The 21,929-nt window shown below is 38.1% G+C and carries 15 protein-coding genes; 6 read left to right on the top strand and 9 right to left on the bottom strand.

All coding sequences use genetic code 11. From position 1 onward, the window contains the following. Together AB4513_RS00235 and AB4513_RS00230 are read left to right on the top strand one after the other, a co-directional pair. Positions 1–1,203 (top strand): hypothetical protein (locus AB4513_RS00235; RefSeq protein ID WP_372098479.1); only part of this gene is annotated, 1,203 nt, incomplete at its 5' end. Between the two features lie 7 nt (positions 1,204–1,210). After that, entirely contained in the window at positions 1,211–2,317 is a 1,107-nt protein-coding gene (locus AB4513_RS00230; RefSeq protein WP_170962713.1) for a toprim domain-containing protein, read from the top strand. A 669-nt stretch (positions 2,318–2,986) separates the two neighbouring features. Here AB4513_RS00230 and AB4513_RS00225 read toward each other — a convergent pair. The 3 genes from AB4513_RS00225 to AB4513_RS00215 all read right to left on the bottom strand — a co-directional run bounded on the left by AB4513_RS00225 (position 2,987) and on the right by AB4513_RS00215 (position 9,256). Continuing rightward, a complete protein-coding gene (locus AB4513_RS00225; RefSeq protein WP_102257428.1) occupies positions 2,987–4,066 on the bottom strand; it encodes an AAA family ATPase in 1,080 nt (359 codons plus the stop codon). 10 nt (positions 4,067–4,076) lie between these two features. Then, positions 4,077–5,243: a hypothetical protein gene (locus tag AB4513_RS00220; RefSeq protein WP_102257427.1), complete on the bottom strand. Its 1,167-nt coding sequence runs from the start codon at positions 5,241–5,243 to the stop codon at positions 4,077–4,079. 635 nt (positions 5,244–5,878) lie between these two features. Next, on the bottom strand, positions 5,879–9,256 hold the full coding sequence (locus tag AB4513_RS00215; RefSeq protein WP_102257426.1) for a hypothetical protein: 3,378 nt from the start codon (positions 9,254–9,256) through the stop codon (positions 5,879–5,881). Between the two features lie 238 nt (positions 9,257–9,494). Between AB4513_RS00215 and AB4513_RS00210 the strand changes: the two genes are divergently transcribed. Genes AB4513_RS00210 through AB4513_RS00200 form a run of 3 tightly spaced genes read left to right on the top strand, consistent with a single transcriptional unit; the run spans position 9,495 to position 11,705 of the window. Next, on the top strand, positions 9,495–10,697 hold the full coding sequence (locus tag AB4513_RS00210; RefSeq protein ID WP_102257425.1) for a DGQHR domain-containing protein: 1,203 nt from the start codon (positions 9,495–9,497) through the stop codon (positions 10,695–10,697). 17 nt (positions 10,698–10,714) lie between these two features. Continuing rightward, positions 10,715–11,056, top strand: a complete 342-nt coding sequence (locus AB4513_RS00205) for a hypothetical protein (protein WP_102257424.1) — start codon at positions 10,715–10,717, stop codon at positions 11,054–11,056. 1 nt (position 11,057) lies between these two features. Continuing rightward, a complete protein-coding gene (locus AB4513_RS00200; RefSeq protein ID WP_102579726.1) occupies positions 11,058–11,705 on the top strand; it encodes a hypothetical protein in 648 nt (215 codons plus the stop codon). Positions 11,706–11,833: 128 nt separating this feature from the next. Here AB4513_RS00200 and AB4513_RS00195 read toward each other — a convergent pair whose 3' ends face one another. From AB4513_RS00195 to AB4513_RS00170, 6 genes are all read right to left on the bottom strand, one after another. Then, a complete protein-coding gene (locus AB4513_RS00195; RefSeq protein WP_102257422.1) occupies positions 11,834–13,498 on the bottom strand; it encodes a methyl-accepting chemotaxis protein in 1,665 nt (554 codons plus the stop codon). A 287-nt stretch (positions 13,499–13,785) separates the two neighbouring features. Beyond that, positions 13,786–15,138, bottom strand: coding sequence for a hypothetical protein (locus AB4513_RS00190; RefSeq protein WP_102257421.1), 1,353 nt, complete (start codon positions 15,136–15,138; stop codon positions 13,786–13,788). 2 nt (positions 15,139–15,140) lie between these two features. Then, positions 15,141–16,355: a ParA family protein gene (locus AB4513_RS00185; protein WP_157936391.1), complete on the bottom strand. Its 1,215-nt coding sequence runs from the start codon at positions 16,353–16,355 to the stop codon at positions 15,141–15,143. Positions 16,356–16,557: 202 nt separating this feature from the next. Continuing rightward, complete coding sequence (locus tag AB4513_RS00180; RefSeq protein ID WP_102257419.1) at positions 16,558–18,438, bottom strand: BRCT domain-containing protein; 1,881 nt, start codon at positions 18,436–18,438, stop codon at positions 16,558–16,560. A 48-nt stretch (positions 18,439–18,486) separates the two neighbouring features. Beyond that, a complete protein-coding gene (locus AB4513_RS00175; protein ID WP_102257418.1) occupies positions 18,487–19,158 on the bottom strand; it encodes a hypothetical protein in 672 nt (223 codons plus the stop codon). 1 nt (position 19,159) lies between these two features. Next, positions 19,160–19,501, bottom strand: a complete 342-nt coding sequence (locus AB4513_RS00170) for a hypothetical protein (protein ID WP_102257417.1) — start codon at positions 19,499–19,501, stop codon at positions 19,160–19,162. 241 nt (positions 19,502–19,742) lie between these two features. Between AB4513_RS00170 and AB4513_RS00165 the strand changes: the two genes are divergently transcribed. After that, on the top strand, positions 19,743–21,803 hold the full coding sequence (locus AB4513_RS00165; protein WP_102257416.1) for a helicase-related protein: 2,061 nt from the start codon (positions 19,743–19,745) through the stop codon (positions 21,801–21,803). Positions 21,804–21,929 lie beyond the last annotated feature (126 nt).

Raw genomic sequence — 21,929 nt, 5'->3', positions numbered from 1 at the left:
CAGCAAAGCGGTGACCAACAAGGGCAACAGCAAAGCGGTGACCAACAAGGGCAACAGCAAAGCGGTGACCAACAAGGGCAGCAGCAAGGCGATGACCAACAAGCAAAGGAGCATGTAAACAACCCTGAAATGGCAAGAAGCATTGTTGACCAATTGCGTGATGGCTTAGGTGAATCAACTGTTGATGATCATACTATTGATAATAATGATGTTGTTGAAGCAGCTAAAGAAGCTGGATTAAGTGAATCTACAATGGATCGCTTACGCCTCAAAGAAAGAAGTATTGAAGAAATTGAAGCGATTTCAGCTGAAAATGCTTTAAGAGCTCAGCAGGTTGGTCAGGAAATGGATACTATTCATTCTAGACTTGATGAAAATCAGCAAAAAGAAACTACAGCGGGAACGAGAGGCGGCTATTATAAGCAAAAAACTAAACTCGGTGACGAAGGAAAGATTTCTTGGAAGGTAGCGGTTTCTGAGAGTATGGAGCCTGGTAATTCTTGGGATACGCAATACACAGAAGAAGAGTTGATAGATGAGTACTTTTCTATTCCGAGTATGTATAACGGAGTATTTTACCATTCTGAGCAGAAGGATGGTTGTGCAATCTTCCTTATTGATACAAGTGGCTCAATGAATAGGAAGTTTATCGGTGATTTATTTACTGAAGCATTGGCATCGGTAGACCTAAATGACCCTTCCTCTGGATTCTCCGAGATATTACTTTTCCCTGCCGATGTGGATGTTAAAGACGTATATTGGAGTTTAACTCCTGAAAACAAAGCCGAAGTTATCGATGAAGTAATGGACTACGGTGGTGGTGGTACCGATTTTACTAACCCAATTAGGAATTCCCTTCTAAAAGCTGAAGAATTAGAACTTGAAGTACATACCGTTGTTTTCGGAACTGACTTAGGGGCTCCAGCACCTAACTTTGGTTATATTGAAGATCAAATAGAAGCCGATAATTTACCTCCTGTAATTTTTATTACTGATAGAAACGAAGCAGCCGCTAAAGGCTTTGAACTCGAATGTGAAGGTTATGCGACTGTATTTTCATATGCAAATGATTTGGAGATAGTTCTAGCAGATGTTGAAGATGAAATTGAACAAGCTTTAACTGAGTTGAACTCTATGGAGATAATGAGTGAAAGCGATCATGACTTCCAAATAGTTCACCCATTCATCCAAAATGGTATGTAAGGTAAAGATGACTGACTATGTAATTGTTAATAAAAACACTTCTAATGTAGCTTTAAAGTTGCCAATACTGACTGCTTTAAAGCTGACGTCTGAATATTATCAGTATCATTTTAAGAATAGAGCCCCTGATGGTATTAACTACATTAAAAGTAGAGGCTTTAATGAAGAAACCATAGATAAATTCCAATTAGGCTATTCACCATCGAGCTTTACGCAGCTCTTAGCCCAAAGTAAGAACGCTGTTTGGCGAGATAAGGTGAAGAAATCCATTGGTTACTCGCTAAATGATGATGAATTGACAGAAACAATTAAGGTCTTATTAGAACTTGGGGGGGTTGTTAAGAGCAATGAGAAGGGTTCATTTGACCGATTTAAAGGTCGTGTAATTTTCCCAATATTCGATTTAGATAATAACATTGTGAGTTTTGGTGGTCGCAAGATCAATGATGAAGCATATGGCCCTAAGTATCTGAATGGTTCCGACTCTCCAGTATTCCACAAAAATGAAGTAATCTTTGGCGAGCATTTGCTAAATCGTCTACAAAAAGTTGATCGAGTGTTGGTTACTGAAGGTTATATGGATGTGGCGACATTGCATCAATTTAGATATGAAACGGCTGTAGCAACAATGGGAACATCTATAAACGAAAATCAAATTGAACGTTTATTTCAATACACGGATTGTTTGCATTTTTGTTTTGACGGTGATGAGGCTGGCATTAAGGCTTCAAAAAGAGCTGTTAAGCAATCCCGTGCCGCCCTATCCGGCAATCGTAAAATCGTTATTACAATCCTTCCTGATGGAGAGGACCCTGATTCTATATTGAGGTCAGAAGATACAGTTGACGAAGCTAGAGATGCATTTAACATTCATCTAAATAACAGTATTAGCATTGAAAACTACTTGCTAAATTTAACCCTAGATGAATTAAACTTGAAGTGGGGTCAAGACAATCAATATGTGTTTGCTTCACTTTTAAATGATGTTGTAAAAATGCCAACAGATAGCATGATTGCAAATAAAATTAAGCAATTCATTAAAATTGAGTCTCACCGAAGTGCTCAAGAGTTCGAAAACATAAATTCTCTAGAGTTAGTTCAGTCGTTTAGATAGCTAAAGCAATCTTTAAACTGAGCATTTATAATAGCCCTCCCCTCTAAGATAACTTAGTTCATTTCTATGCGAATATTGCAAGGTTTCAGTGGCCGCACTCCTATTTGAGTCCACTGAAATTACGCATTTTGATTTGAATATTCCTCGTCCCTCGCAAACCCCAATCAAAACCGTGCGTTATAAGTATGCTACGGCCTCCTATTACTCAACGTAAGGCCCAATGGGGGTGTTTGAATAGTAGATTCAAGGTTTTGGTAAAGACGCTTTAAAACAGCCTTTAAGAAGCATTTAAAGGGCGATCATCATAAAGATCCAAAAAAGGATCTAAACTGGATCTTAATCATAATCGTAGATCTAAAACTGTAGTTTGCGGCACTGTTGTTTAGCTTGTAGCTAAACAACAGTGACGGAAACTCGCAGTCTACTTGTTGACTGCAGCTCTTGATCTCATGTTGTAATTTTCGAAATTTAGTGTGAGATGATTTTTGTTATATCTCTTTATAGAGATATATAGAGAGGGTGTTTTTTAGTCTAATTTTTTGAAAAATCCAACTAAAACCGACCTTTTATGTTAGACCATATAGAAATTTAGTTGGATTTATTAGAAATTTAGTAAATCTTTCTAGAAAATCCAACTTGGCTTAAGTTGGATTTATTAGAAATAATAATTCATTTCCTTTTGCTTCTGGGTATGAATTCCTCTTCTTTATCTAAACCAAGCATCTTGTCTTGCTTGGCTGCTTGGCTCGTGGTTGGTGTATTTAACAGGCTTTCTTCTGCAACTTGTCGAGCTGCGTCTTTATCGTCTAGTTTCTCTGAAAAAGGAATGCTCTTAGAGATACTTGCTTTGGTCTTAGTTGTACCCTTAACCTTACTTAGCGGATTGTTATCTTCATTTTTTGATGTGCGCTTTGTGGCTTTATTTTCATCAATTAAGAGGTTGCCATTTAAGGTCTGAAGAATGAGGGGGCTTTCTATTGAATATTGATCTTTTGGAGGTAATTTGTTTGCTTTTAAATGGCGAACGAGTATCTGGTCTTTTTTATTTTTTAATGAACTGGACCTCATAGCATGTGAAGAGCTATTTACCTTATATGCAAGAAGTATGAATTTGCTTTTCGACTGTGACGCAGAAAAGCCGCTACCACCACTACTTGTTAGTTCATCGACATTACTTTCTTTAGCTTTAGTGATGTGATGAGTAACTAGTACTGCAATATCAGCTTCTTTGGCCAGAAAATTGGAAGCAATGTTGAATTCTATGTCACCAGTTATGTCATCTTGACCAGAAAGGCAGTTTCTAGCGTTATCAATTACCAATAAGTCGAAATCTTTGGCCGTTTCGATCAATTCGTATAATTCCAGACTGTGCTGATAAACGGCTGTCGTTTTTGGTATTAATGGTATCTCTTCGCTGTAGTGATAAAAATTCTGCTCTAAAAGTTCTATCTCTGATAATGCAAAATTTTCTTGTTTATTTAGAATTCGTTCCTCGATATCTTCGTGGCCATCTTCATAAGCAAGGTATAGGACTTTCAACGGCGGATTTGAACTACAGTTCAAACCAGTAAAATTGGTGCCGAGCGCTACGTCTGTTGCTATCGAAATGGAAAGGTCGGTTTTCCCTACGCCGCCAAGTCCAATAAGATAGCCAACTCTTTTTTTTTGCAATCCATAAAGGACGAAATCGCTAGGTTTTTGTTTATTGATCGAAGCCCTTTTAAGGCTCAGCTGGATCAGTTTGCTCATGTCTTTCTCATTAATTTTTGCTATTAGGTCGAATGATTGCGTTACATGCTAAGCTTTTCGAATCGTACTGGACCTCAAATGTTACATTGAGGATTTTTTCAACGTGATGAATTACGTTTCTATCTGTAAGCGTTCTAAGGGTGCGTAGTACTTTTGTAGTTATGTATGTGCCACCTTTTAAGCTTTTATTGTTGTAGTAATCCATTAACCAAAAATACAAATCATGTTTACATAAATACTGCGTTGTATGTGTCGCTAAGCTCTTAACGAAATCATCTACATTTTGTTTAATGGGGATTTGAGCAAAGTGAGAAAACTTTTCTCTAGTTATTGCGGAGTTCTTAGCGAGAGATTTCACATAAAACCTTGATACCCCAATTATTTGATGAGTAAAGAACTCCGGGGTAATTCTATTTTTATTCTTTATAAACCCAGAATCTTCGGTATTGATAATCGGCAAATAAAGGTGGTCAACGAATTTGAATGTATCTTCATCGATGAAGTGGTTATCACCACCGATAGGTTGATATCTTATCTCTGCTGAACTTAAGTTGTTCAATTGCGCGACTAGACGTTCCCTGGTCTTAGCATTATAAGTCCCCTTCCCCATGAGCTTTGCAACAACCCTCATGTCTACGACGTAGAATTGCCATTCATCAGACGAGAAGATTTTCATGTCTAATCGAGAGCGAACTTTGCGAGGTAAATAGGAAGGGTCGGTATTAAATGGCTCATTGATTTTTTCAGAAGACAGTTTTATGTACTTCAAAAGATCACGCACCGACATGTCAGCGATGAGATATTTAGGTAAGTGTCTCCCGGTCAAAATCATGTATTCGAGGAGTGAGCGGTCTTCAGTAAATAATGATGTCTGATACACATCAACTTTGATGGCCTCAAAATTCACATCTGGACGTTTGAACCAGGGCCTTTCTACAATTCCCCCATACATATGCTTTTTCAAAATGTAAGCTTCAACCCCTTCGGCCCCTTCTTCGTAAATTTTGGACGCTAGAGTTTTAGTTGATTTTGTGTCAAGAAAAATATCGTTGAATATGGTTGTTGCGATTTTTTCGGGTATGTAGTTGTACTTCTTTAAGTGCTCAACCAACTCGCTCTTTTCATCATTGTCAATTAATTCAATTAATACAGTTTTATCGTCTGATCTATTACTCATGAGATAAGTTCCGTTATGGCTAGATTGTATGGAGTTTATCGATCTTGATCAGCAAATGGATCATTTCACTTGATCATAACTAAATATTGGTTTATTGTGATTTCCGGTTTAAATGCTAGTGTTTATTTTGACAGTTGAATCTTGGTTGAGAACTTTTCTAAACCTACCAACTTAACTGGTTAAGCATTTTTATTAAAACCAACATCCTCAAAGATGGATTTCCTCTAATTCCATCTTGATATTACCACATTTTCAATAAATCTAACTTTTTTAAGTTGGATTTTTCAAAAATATAACCATGCTCAACATAATTTCTAAGAAATCCAACTACATTCACCATTACTGACGCTTTGATTCCTTTGAGGTTTGAATTTTCTGTTTATCTATAACGTACATTCAAAGAATCTATGATCATGGAGGAGTTCTTTTGTTGATCTCACTCTACACTTTTAAGTTCTTAGTCAGTGCGTTAATGCCCTAATTTTTAACGAGTTTTTCACATAATAATGTTTGCTCGCAGCTAGTGTCGTCAGGCAAATTTAAAGGTTGAAACTTTTTAAAGAGGGACATTGTTAATACTCTGACTTATCACTCTAAGTTGTTGAAAACCCCCTATATTCACTGTGAAGCTAGGGTTAACTTACAGCCAATAGCTTATCTTCTAAGCTCATACTTTTTACTCCGTATTTACCGCTTTGCTCTAGTAACTTTGACACATTCATCTCGGCCACATTAGCCATTTCAGTGCTTAGTTTTAAATGATCGATAATCGAAATAACACGGTGAGCCAAATTTTGCTTATTTTGGCGATTTTCAGTATTGAAATTAAAATATTTTTCTGGATCGATATGGTACTTAATCATGAGAGCTGAATACTGACTCTTTAAAACTTCCAGGTCAGCTTTAGAGTGCCCGATGGCCGTGAGCTTTTCATTAAATTTAGAAAGGTCCTCAATTGCTGCTTCATAGTGTTTCTTGATTTCCACCGATTCTAATAGTTTTCTAGAAAACTTTAATGACTTAACCACTTTCATTAAGCGTGGGTATTCTTTGCTTTCTTTAATTTCTTTCGCTATTTTTCGACCAATCAAACATTCAATTAAGGTGTCGATATCGACGAACTTATCCTGATACATCAATAACCAGGTGCGATATGTTGACTCTCTCTGACTGAGAGTGGCAGGGTTATCGAAAAACACACAATTTGCTCTTGCGTCAAAGCCACAAAGTATATGCATTCTTGAGTAGTCGAGGTTCATTTCGATAAAATCTTTAACAGCTTGAGCTACAGAGTTGATGCGCCCTACTCCGTCCATCATAGGCTTGTATTTTTTACGCTTTTCATTTCGAATTTTTCTTACATTGATCAAGATTTTGGCTTTGTCATCCCTGTGAGTTTTCATGTCTACAACATCTGGGTGCGAATTTAAGTCAGAGATTTTAGAGTTAGCAAAGTCGTAAGCACCTATCTCATTGAATAGCCACGTTCGTTTAAGGTGCTCTATAAAAACTTTTTTATATGTTGATTTAACCTGCAAACCGCCTTCTCCAAATAAATCAGTAATGACTTGGTAGCCATTGAACTTACGGAACCGGTATGCTGGCGACTCTGATCGAGAATTCATCCAAAACTCAAGGTAGTGATCATGTTGCCTCAACGCTCTTTCCATACCACCGTTCCACTTCCAAAGGCTAAATAATTCATTGTCTACATCGATGTTCAATACGTTGAGAATGTCATCTGTTGTGTTATTGATGGTTGCTTGATAGTTGATCAAGGTTGACTCTAGCGTTGACTCAAAATGAGGTTTAAGAACCTTTATATCAAGAATGCTTCTATCCTTTAGAATAGGTTCTAAGTTTAAAGGATATGAACGCACTCTGGAATTTCCGAATATGATCCCATTTTTCTTTTTCAAGATGACTCTCGGTGATGCTTCCTTTATGCGTGAAACTTTGATTGGTGAGGTTCTTGCTACCTGCCCTACCTTTATTGGTTTTAAGTAAGGAATGCTCACTGAGGCTTTCCCCGCGTTGCTATTTATTGCATGCACCTCTTTGTTCAGTAATTCCATGACTTCAACATCTAACATGTGACGTGTTTTGTCATCAAAGTGCTCGAAGTGATCAATTAGATTTGAGTGAGCAATGTTAATTAACTCTGCCTTGATGTTGTCTTTTAGCTTCATAGATAAGTTAGATTGAGGAGATGTGACGTTTGAGATTTGTATGTTATTCAGGCGTATGTATACGCTTCTTGAATCTAGGCGAATAGACCCTATGATTTCACCCTCCTTTCTATCATCAATAGATAGGTATGCTTGGTAAGAGGCATTTAGATCTATTGATTCCTTAGAGGTCGACTTAATCGAACAATTCATATCTTGCTCAACTAAACCACCTAGGAAATGTTGAGGCAGACTAAAATACTCAATCAGCGGGGTATTCATATTTATGAAGTCCATATTGGTATTCGTATTCTCATGCATTGTTTTTAGAGCTACAGGATTGGGTAGCGTTCTATCCAACTCTATTCTTCCACCAAGGGCTTCAATTTCATTGTGGGTTTTAGGCCATGAAAGTGATTTACCTTGCTCAGTGACCATCTTCCATATTTTCAAGGGTCTGTATGGCAGAGCTGTTATACCGTCAATAGCCCATTTAGCGGATAGTAAGATTGCGTGTCGCTCGCTGAAAACATTGAACTGTGGGATTTGTGCTTCGGATACGTACATGTCCAAAAATTCATTTTTCGTAGCTTGAGCGATATTGGGATCGTTCAGGATGTCTGAATAACCTTCATGTTGTTCTAAAGTGTTATTTTCTACATGTTCAGCGAAGTCTTTTGCAGCTTTGATGGAATCAGCAGTGAGTTGTGATGCGTACCATATAATTTTCTCCAAAAAATGAGATTTTAAGATATTTGGTTGAAGTAATATGCGATTAAGGCCTACTTCGTCATAAGCTTTAGCGTGAAAGGCTCGGTTTTTATTGTTTGTGTTACCAATTCTGAATAGCCAATCTCTTAGGCGAAGTGCTTTTTCGGCACCCAATAAACTATATCTTGGGTATTTTGCTGTTTCGATTCCAGAGTTTTCGTATTTTGACATTGTACATGTGAAGCATCCAAACCTCGCAGTACCACTACAAGAACTGGATTGAGTCTTACCAATTACAAGCTCGCAAACATCATTTGAACCATTGCCATAAAGTTCTAACAAGAGTCCAAAATTGCTCATGTAGCTTTCAATGTTTACGTCTATTGTCCATTTTGATATTGGGTGAGCACCAATCAAAGCAAGTAATTCAAATACATCGTCATTCGTCAGTTCAGCAATAGGTGCCACTTGAAATAGGTTTTTAGCAATACCGGATCGTTCGATTTTCACGATCTTATTACTTAATTGCATTTTATTCATGTTTTCAGATCTTCGAGAGCTCTCCTTATTTCTACTACCCAGAGCTATGTGGACTGATTTGAATTTATTAGGCAGTTTAGATAAGACTTTGGCTAAGTGTTTTTCGGCGGGCCCGACTTTTAGTATCACAGAGCAGTCACCAGCTCTAAGTGGGGATGGGATAAGTTTTGAAGCACTAGCCCAACGGATAAAGAACTCATCACTAAGTTGTGGTGATATTTGTTGGTAGTTCAGGTTGATGCCTGATTCCTTTGCATACATAACAAGTTTTTTTCCTGCAAATGAGCTGAACATATTCATAATGATTGATTCGCTCTTAGTGTTCGTGCAATACGATATGAGTGGTCTATCAGCTTCAATTAACCCTGCCTTTATAGCACGCTTGTATGCTTCTAAAACGATGATTAATGTCAAACTACTATCTTTTCCGTGACTAAGTGGAACGCTATACACAGCGCCGTCAATTAGCGCTTCTATGACAGAGTTAACTGCATCAATGAATAGACCATGCAGAAATATGTGTCGTTCACGTAGCTTGCTGTCAACCACGTTAACTAAATTCAGCTTTCCAGTTCTATCAAATAAATCAATCATAATTCACCGAGAATTCTTATTTCGTCTTCATTAAATATGATCTATCGATCAATAAATTGCAATTAGAAATTAATATATAATAAATTTAAATTGTGAACTATTGGGTCAAAACCCATTATCTTAGGCCTTGATTGCTTTTAAATTTCGAAATTCATTGTGTTTATAATAAAATTACATTTGACGATTATGTTTATTTTGTATATTGTAACTCAAATTATGCATTTTTGGAGTGAGTGCAATGAGCGATTCAGCAATCGACATACCAGTACAAAACCTGGTTTCACCAATAGGCGAAGATTTAGAGCTAATTCTTTTTAAAGCAAAAGAGGGCATTTCAAAAAAATCTGATGTTTATGAAGGAATTATGCTTTATCAAGAGTGGTCTGAGCATTTTGGTGTGGAAGCTAATTCGGATGAATTGGATGAGAAATTTAAATCACAAAGAGATGTGGATTCTAAACGCGTAAAAGGGCTGACGGAATACTTTAATAGTAGGAAAGATACGTCTTTGCCTGGTGTGAATATCTTTATATGTGATTTGGATGTGATAGAGGAATTTTCCGTAGGTAATCGCCAGATGGTAAGAGCTGTAATCCCTGCAGATACCTCTCGTATCGTTTCCGATGGTCAGGGCAGAACAGAGAACAATCGACTCTTAATGCAGAACTCTAAAGCTGAGTTCGGAGATTTTACAATCGGCTTTAAACTGATTGTAACTCACACTAATTCCATTTGGGAATCAAGACAATTTGTGAGGCAGCATTTTTCTGATTTCAATGGTACGAGTTCAAAGCCATCATCTTCCACCTCGCTTCTTTTTGATTTATCAACTCCGCTCGGTCGAATCATGAATGACTTGCTTGAAATTCACATAGAAAAGATGAATTGTGATGTTGCGGATTTAATTTCTTTACACGGAAAAACCAAGAAGCAATCGAAGCTATGGACGTTTGCTCAATTTTACGATTTCATTTTGGCTTTTTTTGGATACAGCAAGAAAGATTTGAATACTTTGCTAGTCTCGAAACCTTCCCTCGAAACGTCATTAACTTCAACGGCACGCGATTTAATTTCTTACCTGTTTAACACACTACCGCTTGAACTTCTCGGCAATGAAGGTTGGAAAGAACGTTCCGATAAGCTTGTGTTCAACAAAGCTATTTTTGCTTATGCAGTGGCAAAGTTAGCCAAGTCAGTCTTTGAAAATCATATTGAAGAAGGGAAGTCCGGCCCAGTAGATTACACCGTCCTAGATAAGTTAAATTCCTTACCTTTAGAAACACTAGACGACAAATTATGGCTAACAAAAGGCATTTCATACGAATCTACTTTGCGTTCAAAGCGTGTTGTTAAAATTAACAAGGATTCAGCCGTAAAAATGAATCTAGGTCGATTACTTTGTTCGAAGTTACGTGTTCCTCAAACCTTAGACCTCGTTTAATAGATAGGGAATTCACCATGGACATACAAGAATTTGATTTAGGGGCGTTACGCTGTCCTGATATGCAAATAAAGCTCAGAACCTTCCTCAAAGCATGGGTTCAAGGCAATCAAATGAAAGGGCAAAAAATAGTAGTACGCTCTATAGACCCTCGATTCTTAGATAATGTACGTTTGTACTTGGTGAATGAACCAGCAATGAAGCATGTGAGACTCATTCAAGATGGCACTCAGCCTTTATCCGAAGGATTGAAGCAAGAGATAATATCTTCACCTGATTCAATTTATGCTTTTTCCTTGGATGATTTCGACGGTTGCAATTTCGCATATGCTGTTTTATTGGAGTTTAGCGGTGAATAATATGAGCAGTATTAATACTTGTCGACGTATTGTTGAATCAATGCGGTACGAAATGGGTGTTGAACCTTTCTTGGTGCAGTTTGTTGATCACTGGGCTTATTTGCACTCGGACTTATATCCTGTACCTCAAGGACTTATCACGGATGAATTTAAGGAAGCTTCAATTATGCTTTCCCACCAGTTAGCTGTATTGATGATTACTGGAGAGGAGCATGATCCATTGGCACTATTGTTTAGTGAGTTCTGTAAAGGAACAAGCAGTCAATATGCTTTTTTTCCGACCACCAGCGATGTTTCTAAGTTGGTTTGCTCGCTGATGATGTCGGATATAAATGTTGATGGTGAAATGGATACTATTTACGAACCTTGTGTTGGTACTGGAGGGTTAACCTTTCAGAAAATTATTGCCGTTACAGAACGAAGATCGCACTGGAAAAACCCACTTGGTAGCTTGAAAGTTATCGTTGAGGATGTTCACCCTACGGCTGTGAAGTCATTTTTCATACAGGTGATATTTTTACTGAAGTTTCTTTCTAATCGATTTTCGAAGAATGTGTACCCAGATTCAATTCGAATAAGTTCAGTTAACGTGTTAACAGGTGAAGCAAAGAAAATTAACTTCCAAATGGACTCGCCGAAATTATCATAACGTAAATTGATGGTGAAATAATTACCGATAATTGATAAAAGGGCTTCTAAATCAGAAGCCGCTACAATTTCTAAGTTATTGATAATCCCCAATATTCACTGTGAAGATAGGGCAGGTACCTTTAGCTGTTAATGTACTTTAAACTTTCCTACCATTTTTTTTAGCATCTTGGCCTCGTTCTCTAACTTATTACTTGAGTCATTGTTTGAATTTGATAAATGAGCCGTTTCTTGTGTTGATTTAGAAATTGCATCGATACGGTCTTTTATTTCCGATAGTACACAAGTTTGCTCCTCGGTTGCTGTTGCAGATACAGTATTTATTGCATTTATTTCCTCAATACTCTGAGAGATTTCTGTAATTGAATTTAGCATGGCATTCGATTTTTCAATGGTCTGAACACCTATAGAAGCACTTATTTTCATAGCATTTACAGCTTGCGAAGATGTTGAGTTTAACTGCTCAATGACATCAGCAATTTCCCTTGTGCTTAATTGTGTTCGACTTGCAAGGTTTCGTACTTCGTCTGCCACAACAGCAAATCCTCGCCCCTGCTCTCCGGCTCTTGCTGCTTCTATGGCAGCGTTTAATGCGAGCAAGTTGGTTTGCTCTGCAATTTCACTAATAACACCAAGGGCGTGTGTTATCGACCCAACATGGTTGTCCATATCTTTAACAACTTTATCTGCTGCTTCAATTTCGGTTACTAAAGATCGAATACTCTGAATGCCACTATCTGCAGTAGCCAGCGTAGTACTTGCATGTTTTAGTGCTTCGTCTGCGTTCTGAGCTGCGGTAGCTGCGTTGTGGCTAATTTCACTTGATGCTGTAGACATTTGTTCCATTGCTGTCGCGAGTTGTGAGATGTCGTCATTAGTGTGGTTAATTAACCCATCAACTTTATTCGTTTTTTGCTGGATTGATTGTGAATGGGAATTTACGGAATTGCTAGAATTGCTCACGGAGCGAATAATGTCGTTTAATTTTTTTATGAACACATTGAAGTTTTTACTGAGAGCGTTGAGTTCTTTCAGTTTCGAAGATTCGACTCGCTGTGTTAAATCGCCTTCACCGTTCGCAAACTCTGCAATTCGTGATGTCAGGTCGGTTAGGGGGTTAAGGATGCTTTTGGATGTATAGACGATGATGAAGGTCAATAGCATTAAGGAAATAATAGTTTCGAGTGTAAGAGTAAAAAATATATCTTTTGCATTTTCAGCTGAGATTTCGCTCAAAACCTGAATGTTTTCTTCAATTACATCGTAGTAAACTCCAGTGCCAATAACGAGGTCTAATTCAGAGATGTAGGTTGAATAGCTTAATTTTGGTAGTGGTATATTTGTCCCAGGCTTCGGGAAGAAATATTCAGTAAACTCTTTACGTTTAGCATTCACTATTAGCTGCTTAATGAATAAGTTACCGTTAGTGTCTTTAGCTGAATTGAAGTTTTCACCAACCCCTTCGTCAGAGGAGCCAGAAAAATTCCTGATCCCTTGGCTAGAGTAACCAAATAGATACCCATTTTGGCCAAACTTCATGTACTTAATTATTTGGATGATTTCTTCCTTTCCCATTTTTCTCGCGAGCATAGCGTATATTGCTGTTTCTGCCTGTTCAACGTAGTTGGCCAGTTCATTGCGCTTAATGTTCATCATTTGAGTTCGTGTTAGATCTTCTTGTATTGCCGTGCTTGTGTCGGTTTTGTACTTAACCATGGCAAGAATAGAAGTAGATAAAATGATGACTGGTAATAGAGCTATTGCGAAAAGTCTCGATTTGATTGATTGGAACATGTTAAATCCTTTGGCGTGTGATAGTTGCTTCTGAGCATTTGTTTAGTCAGCTATATCGTTGCTTAATTCTTGGTTTATACGTAGTAATTTAAACATGAAGTATACCCCATGCTTGTCGGTTATTAGCCAGATGTTTCAATGTAAATGTAGAAATTCTGTTACCAGGTATTTAGGGCAGGGTAGGGGTGTGGCGTGGCGTGGCGTAGAGAGGTAGACGTTTTTTAGGCATAAAAAAGGGCATTTATTAATGCCCTTTGGTTTTTATTAGGCTGTTAGCCATCCGAGTCTCACTGTTTTCTCATGTAATCTTTGACGATTTCTTTTAGCTTATTATCGGTAAGAACGGATGATATCAACATTTCAGCGTCCAGCATTTCATCATTACTATGTTCATTTAGAACAATGGTTAACGATGGCTTGGATCTTGACCCAGAACGAAGAATACTAGCTTCTCGCTTGTCACCATCCAGCTTTAAATTCTGAGCCTTTGGTCTTGATGGAGATTTAACTTTATTAGCTTGTTGGCATTCATCCATCACACTCAACTTTAGAACCTTAGCGATGTTTTTGACGTTGTTAACGGGGCCGCTTGTTGGTGCATTGTTTAAGGCCTCACTAACAGTTGACTTAATGGACTTGCCGATAACCTCCCATTTCTTTATAAAATGGGATTGAATGGTTTTAATTTCGTTTAAACTATCAGTGTGTTCTACTGTTCCTTCTAGCTTCTTGCTTTTGAGCTTTTTATTGAGCGCCATAACATCGTCTAGCTTTTCTATTTCATCTAAGATGGGCTTAAGAGCTGCGATGAGATCGATAAATTCTGAATTGGAGAGGCTGTGGATGTCTTTCCCTAGAAACTCAACCAAAAAAGCGAGTGGTTCTTCTCCCATACAAATATAGCTTCGAGCTTGAACCAGATATCTAGATGAAGAGAATATTTCTTCGACCGTATTGGTTTCATTTAATGATTTGTCTGCATTGTCTACGAAGCGTTGATATAGTGCGTCGGCCTTTTGAATGAAAGATAGGGGTTTGTGCGTGTTTTGCAGTATGTTGCTCAACTTCCTCGCTTCAATGTTCGTCATCGGTGTTGTAGATACAAATGTTTTGTAGGTTAAGTTTTCTAAAATACACACTTCTCGACGGCGTTGAGAGTCAAGAATTTCGAACTTACCGTCTTCGCCTTTCGGTTGGTTAGCAAAGCCTGGTTGAACATTACCGCCAGTTAAGACAACGGCGTTGTAAAGCTTGCCGAGATTGTCTTTGTTTAACTGTCCCTTGCGGTCATTTTCTAAAGCAATTGTAGTATTTGCTAGTATCTGTTCACGACCAACAAACTCTTTGTATTCGCAAACAAACTCTTTTTCATTTAAGTTGAACGTTAATTCAGTACCATCTTTGAGAGATCTGCTGGATAGTTTGGACGTATCCACACCCATTTCACGAAGCAGTTCCAGCAGGTCGAAATCTTGTTGGAACTCCGACAGCACTTTTTTGGCTGCATTTAGTACATTGCAGTTATCATTTTTGAATGAAGCAAGTCTCATGTTTCGCTTCTTTTCAGCTGTGCTTTCGTCAGATTCGTTTTGTGATTGAACTAGAATTGACTTATCTTTCATTTCCTTAAAAATATCCATGATTAATCATCCCATCCTAACCAAAATCGGTATTCTTGATATAGTTCTTTCGTTAACTTTAGAGCGTTACGAACCGCTACGGTGCTCGTATCTAAGCAGTGTAAAGACACACCTAAATCACTTGCTTTTTCATACGCAGTAGAATATTTAATGCGTGTCTTAAAGTGATCAGGCATCGCTTTTAGTACTTTATTGGCGTTTGTTTCTATAGCGGCAGGTTGTTCGCGATGCAAAGTCACTAAAGGTCGCATTTCAAATATGCCGCAATCATCTGGTAGTAATGTGTTGCCTAGCATTTCGAGCACTTTAAAGAAGTCTTTAAATGCTTCGATGTCAGTCGAGCGGCCTGTTACTGGAACAATTACGTGCGTTGCCGCGTACAATTGCATCATTGTCTGGACGTTTGTATCGGGGCTGGTATCAACGATAATTTGGTCGAACGAATCAAGTAATGGCTCAATAATGCAGTCCTTAAAGGTGGTCATTATTAGCTCTTTCGCTTCATTCATGCCGGATGCTTCGGCAAATTCTTTGCTGTAATGCAGTGTGAAGAATTTATCCATTGATGAAGATGGCAAAATCTTAATGGTGTTTAGCTTATGATCGAGCATTAGGGATTCAAGTTTTGCTTTTAATTCAGCTTGCTTTGCGGGCTTTAGGCGTTCCTCGCGACTGAGTTTAAAGTTCTCAGTCATAATATCGGTCATCGTTTTATCTACAGCTTTAAGCTTTTCATTCGATTTTAATGAAAGTGTACCTTGTGTATCACCATCAAGCAGGAGCGTTCGAGGGCGGTTTTTAAAGTCAAAGTGGGCTTCACATGATAGAACGTCGGCTTTAGTTGATTTTCCTACACCGCCTTTTCCTTGGTGAACAACTATAACTCGACTTTTCTTACCGGTTCTCTCTTTGATGGTTTTGATTCCCAATTCATCGGCAATCATACGACACATTTCCACATCAAATTCATAGGGAGAGCGAACCGAATTTGTTTTTCTTGGGATGACAAAGCCTTTTTCTTCCAGAGCTTTGCAGGCACTATCAATGTGTTCGTTTGTTAAGCCAAGGTTTAGGGCTAGTGCTGCCTTATTGAATTTAGGAGTAAAGATATCAATCTCATGCTTTTCAGAAATTTTGGTTTCTTTGGCAAGCTTGATTTCTTGGGATTGCTTTACCCACGTAGCTAATCTGCTATGTAATTTAGAACTATTATCCATTTTTGCCATCCAAGTAGTAAGGTGTACTTAACATATTGAGCTTAGTTTAACGATTCGTAAATGAAATGACAAATCCTCAATTTAAGAATAAAACATTAAATCATCGACGATTCGTGATTTGTGAGCGTCTTCATATCTTCCAAATTAAAAAACCCAAGGCGACATAATCACCTTGGGTTTATCGATGCTTCTACATAGCTACTTAATCAATGAGTGTTAGGAACTCAGCTTCAGTGATAACTTTAACGCCTTTCTTTTCTGCTGCTTCAATTTTCTTTTGGCCAACTTTGTCCCCGCAAATTAGGTAGTCCGTTCCTTTGACGACACTTTTTTGCACTTCACATCCAATTGACTCTGCCATTCGCTTCATTTCAGGCCTTGGTACAGAACATGTGCCAGTGAAAACAACTTTTTTCCCACCTACACTTGTAGCCGCTGAAATAGCTTCTTTTACCTCGATTGCTTCTTTTGTATGAACGATCACGTTAGCGTAAGTATCCAATAAAAAGGGTAGTGCATTGCTTTGAGTTAGAGCTTGAGTAACAGAAACACTTGTTTTATCGCCAAATCCTTCGATACTTTTAAGCTGTGAAACAGTTACGTTGTGAATATCATTGATTGAGTATTCGGTAAACATGCGCTTTCCAGAACGCTCACCAAGTGTACTTATTCCTAATGAAGCGATTAATCGATAATCTGGCATAGGTTCTGATTGAACGCGTTTAAGTTCAGCCATGATGTTATTTGCTTGGCCTTCCCCCAGCCCACATGACATGTAATCAGATATTGTCATCGAATATATTGATTGGATGTTATCAAATCCACCAGCAACCAGTTTCGCCACGGTAGCTCTTCCAAACTGCTGTGCTTGTACGAGTTCGAAATGATACATAATGCTTGAACGAGCCTTACCTACACATTCATTATTTGAACAGTACCAGTTAGCTTCTTTCTTAGTTCCCAGTTTCGTTTTACCATTTTCTTTTGACACAACTCTGATATCACGCTTATCAATCGAAGATCCGCAGTGAGGACAGTGAAGAGGAAGTTTCGCGTCATCTGAACCTACAAGCGTGCTTTGGTGGCTTGGGATAATTTCACCTGCTTTAATTACACTGACCTTTGCACCAATACCGATCTTATTTTCAAGTAATTTCCCAACGTAATGGCCTGTCATCTTGGTAACCATTGAACCGTCAATTTCAATCGGATTTATATGGATAAGTGGTGTTAAGACGCCACTACGACCAATTGGATATGTAATGTCAACAACGGTAGAAATAACACCTTCCCCACGTTGTTTTTTTGCCACTTGCCAGTGATTATGATGGCTGCTTGCTCCAAGGTACTCTTTAATTTCAGGATCTACTACTTCATATACAACCCCGTCGATAGGATATATGCACTCATTACGAATGGTATTTTCTACTTGTTGATGAGTCAGCGAAAATTCATTAAGGGGCAATTCAATGTTTTTCATATCTTTATATAGAACTAGATGAACACCGCCATTCGAAAGAGTTGCCTTAGATTCTGCACTTAGGCTATTAGCATTAACAATCCCAATAACGACACTCAATGGGTGAGACATATGTGAAAGATTTATATCGAAATACGCTTGGGGCATTACTATTTCACCAACGCCGTCTATTGATGAGTCCCCTTTGATAATCAGACCATGATCAAGAAGATGGGTGATTACGTTTCCAACATTTCCATTTCCACGAGTTGCAAGCAGTGGTAGGGTTTTATAGCGACAAGCTACGCCGTTTAGTTTTGCCGTTGCCCTAATTGTTGGCATAGCAATACCAACATCTTTTGCTGCTGATTTGATACGCTTAATCCATTTGCTTATATCTTCATCAAGATAAGCCTTGTCGGTGCTCAACATTGGAGATTCGTGGTGGTACTTTTGACCATGAAGTACTTCAGGCTCTACGGTTAGTAAGTACGGGTGCGTAGGTTCTTCAGCTTTAAGTGATTCAAGTAACAAGTCATATTCGTGATCACTCACTAAAGGATTACCCATTCGATATGCAGCATTTAGATCTTTTAGCCTAGTTACAATAGCGTTAGTTTGCATTTTTTTCTCTTTTCGATAAATTTAAAAATTCGGTAGCACAGTGGCTTGTTATTGAGTTGAAACTGTTGTTTTGTCGATGTGTTTAATGCTTTCAAAAATTGCGTGGTCTATATCATCAGCTTGGTCAATTAGTGATAGTTCAATGTCATATAGTTCCAGAGGTATATCTTTGTGAATGCTGATTAAAAAATCCGCATGTTTCGGGTTACCTAAATCCAGAATCATGTAAATCAAATCTTCAGGTTGATCTGTTGGGCATTTATATGAGCGTTTGTATTCCATCGAGGCAACATCCTCTATTGTGAGGAATTGCGACCAAACGATTTTTAGAGCGTCTTTATTATCTTCTGCAAATGAACGTTGCATAATGAAGTTAACGCGTCCCATGAACTTACTAATAGGTGCTGCTTTTTGAAAACTTACGTAATCAGTCGATTTGTTTAATCGCGTTTTCATAGCCTTAATGTAGGATTTAGCAGTTGAGCGTCGTCCCTTCATCGGCTGAATCCCACCACTTTCCGCAATTTCAGCTAAACGTTCAATTTTAGGAGCAATGGTTTTCTTCAAACCAGACGCAACAATATTCCAAGACCTTGAAAATCTCCCACACTCATCAATTAGGTTGTTACAGCCAGCCAATTGATACACAACGTAAAAGTCTTCACCTAAGTTACTGTTCAGTTTTAGAGATACTTTCCCCACTTCAATTTGATGACTCATGCTATTTCTCCAACTCTTTAATTTGTTTCTCAAGCGATTGAATTACAGTTTCTAATCGAGAGGGTGTGCAGCGTTTGCTTGGTTTACGACCGTAGACTAGGTGAACGTCATTTCGCACCTTTAACTTGCTTCCCTCTGCTGTAGGGTTATGAATACGATGAAGTTCTACATGCTCTTTTTCGATCTCTAGAAGCGTTAGGCAGTCTTTAGCTATATCAAGAGTGATTTTTAGTTTACTTAACTTTTCGTCAGCTGATTCAGAACGGTTTTTATTCAAAAATAGCGGTGTAAAAACGGTTATGAACGCGACAGCTATAGCGGTTAGAGATTGAGAAAGAGTCATGCTTATCCCCTGTGGTTAGTAAGAGATTAAATAATACAACTATAACAAAATCATGTCAATGTGATTTTGTTATAAATAAAAATTAGCATTTCTATTATCATTGTAAATTGAATTGACTAACAAACTTTCAAGTATGAAAAATTACTGCTTTTAGTCTTCACTAGCAGGGGGTTGGGCTTGCATTTGTTCTTTAATTGGTTGATTATTTTAATTCGAGATTATAACGAAAAGGTTTTTGTTAATGCTTAGGGATAAGTTGCGAAACTTGCTAGATAGCAAGTCTACTAACGATGACACATCTGATTATTCAGTTCCCCTATCGCAAGATGATGAATTGAATGAATCACAGGAAGTCTTAGCGGAATTGCTCTTGCAGTCGCCGATTAAAATTCACGATCCATTGCCGCAGATAGTTGAAAGGAGAGATATTTTCTCACACCGTCTTGAAACGCGGGTGTATGTGGAAATGATTGCTGAAAAAAATCATGGTGTAATTATTAGACCAACATCAAATGAAAAGGTATGTTATCTAACAGCCGACTTGTACCTAGCTTACTCTCAGAAAAAAACCAAGCTTGCAGTTGCTACATTTTCAGATCTTAAAAACTTACAAAACTCAATCCTAATGAGCGCCAAGGTCAGAAATGTCATCTCTCTTAACGGCGTTCTAACGCTATATGGCGACGTATATCAGTTAAAAGACGTAAGAATTAACCCCATACCTAAGAATGGCATGTGGCGTGAATACGGAGCATATTCAGGCATTAAATCAACACACATCCCTAAGTTGGTCATTGACGCTATCCAAAATAAAAAAATAGGAAAAGCGGCGGTTAGTAAGCTCTTTGCTCATTTAAGGGTTTCAAACTTAGAAGAATACAAATCTTTAATTCGTAAGTTAAATATTGAACCGAAATACGATAATCCACAGAAGCTTATCATTGATACACATATCGGCCTCGATCACTCATGTGTGCGCGCAAAGCAAGCTTTGGAAGTTCTTGCCACTTCGACTATTGTTCAAAACTATAAAGGCGACGATTCTCAATACGCAATCGAACCGGTTTCAGTGTGTTTGGAACATTTTGCTGATGGCGTAAAAAGCCTTCACTTCCAACCAACTAAAGAGCAAATAAAAATAGCCCTTAATATTTTGGCAAGTTATCAAAGAGATTTGACAACGAAATCGTTAATTTACGGTGATGTAGGATTTGGTAAGACTGCTGTTATTGCGTTAGTTATTTATCACGTAATTACGTCAGGTCGAGATTGTGTTTTATTGTCACCGACAGAACATCTAGCATTCCAAACCCATAAGGTAATGACCTCCTGGTTTAATAACATTCAAGAAAGTTTTCGTTTGGTAACTCATTCGACTGATGTTCGATTGATGGCAAATGCTGAAGACTCAACTATAGGTCGCTGCTATATAGGTACGTCTGCGTTACTGTTTCGTGACGATGTAACATTTAAACCATATCTTATTGCGGTGGATGAAGAGCAAAGAATGGGAATCTCACAACGTGACCACTTCCAAAAGCAGGGCGCACATTACATCGCACTAACGGCTACACCAATCCCCAGGACTGTAGCTCAAACTTTAATGTCTCATTACAAAACGTATAATTTGACCAACTGTTTTGTCGAAAAATCATTTTCGGGTGAACTTGTGATGGAGGAAATGGGCAGGCAGCATACGTTTAAGATGATAAAGCAAGCGATCATAAATAAGACTCAAACTCTCATTGTTTGTCCGTTAACGACTGACTCTGATGCGATGGAGGGTTTTAAAAGTGTCGACAATCTTTATGAATCGTTGTCTGAATATTTCGGAGTCGACAAGCTTCGTTATGTCCACTCTAAACGAACGCCTGAAGAAAATGCTGAAAGTTTAAGGGCTATTGCTAATGGCGAGGCCGACATATTAGTTGCTACAACGGTAATAGAAGTAGGAATCGATTTACCCTTACTGAAGAACTTGATCGTTTGGCATCCAGAAAGGTTTGGTTTGACTCAATTACACCAATTAAGAGGCAGGATTGTAAGGCAGGGTGGTCATGGTCATGTGACGATGTACTCACCTACTCACCTGAACTCTGAGCAGATTCAGCGTCTTAAGTATTTTGCAAAAACCACCGATGGCAGTTTGATTGCTGAATTTGACGCTAAACGTAGAGGTGTGGGTGATATTATCGGTAAAACTAGCGCTCAAAGTGGCCAATCTCTTCCCACATGGATTAGACATCTTACTGTAGATTTTGAAGCCTTAAGTGATTTGAAGAATACATTATCTATCAAATAATCCACCAGCACGCATCACTGCTGGTGGATGCAATAAAAAACCTCCATTTGTTTAAAATTAATTGCGACAATTCCAATTTGGAGGGGTTGAGATAATTTTTCCAAATTAAAAAAAAGTTAAAACCCC

Origin of the sequence: Vibrio sp. 10N.222.54.E6, assembly GCF_041473955.1 — a bacterium.
GTDB lineage: Bacteria > Pseudomonadota > Gammaproteobacteria > Enterobacterales > Vibrionaceae > Vibrio > Vibrio tasmaniensis_A.
This window is presented reverse-complemented; position numbering and strand designations above follow the sequence as displayed.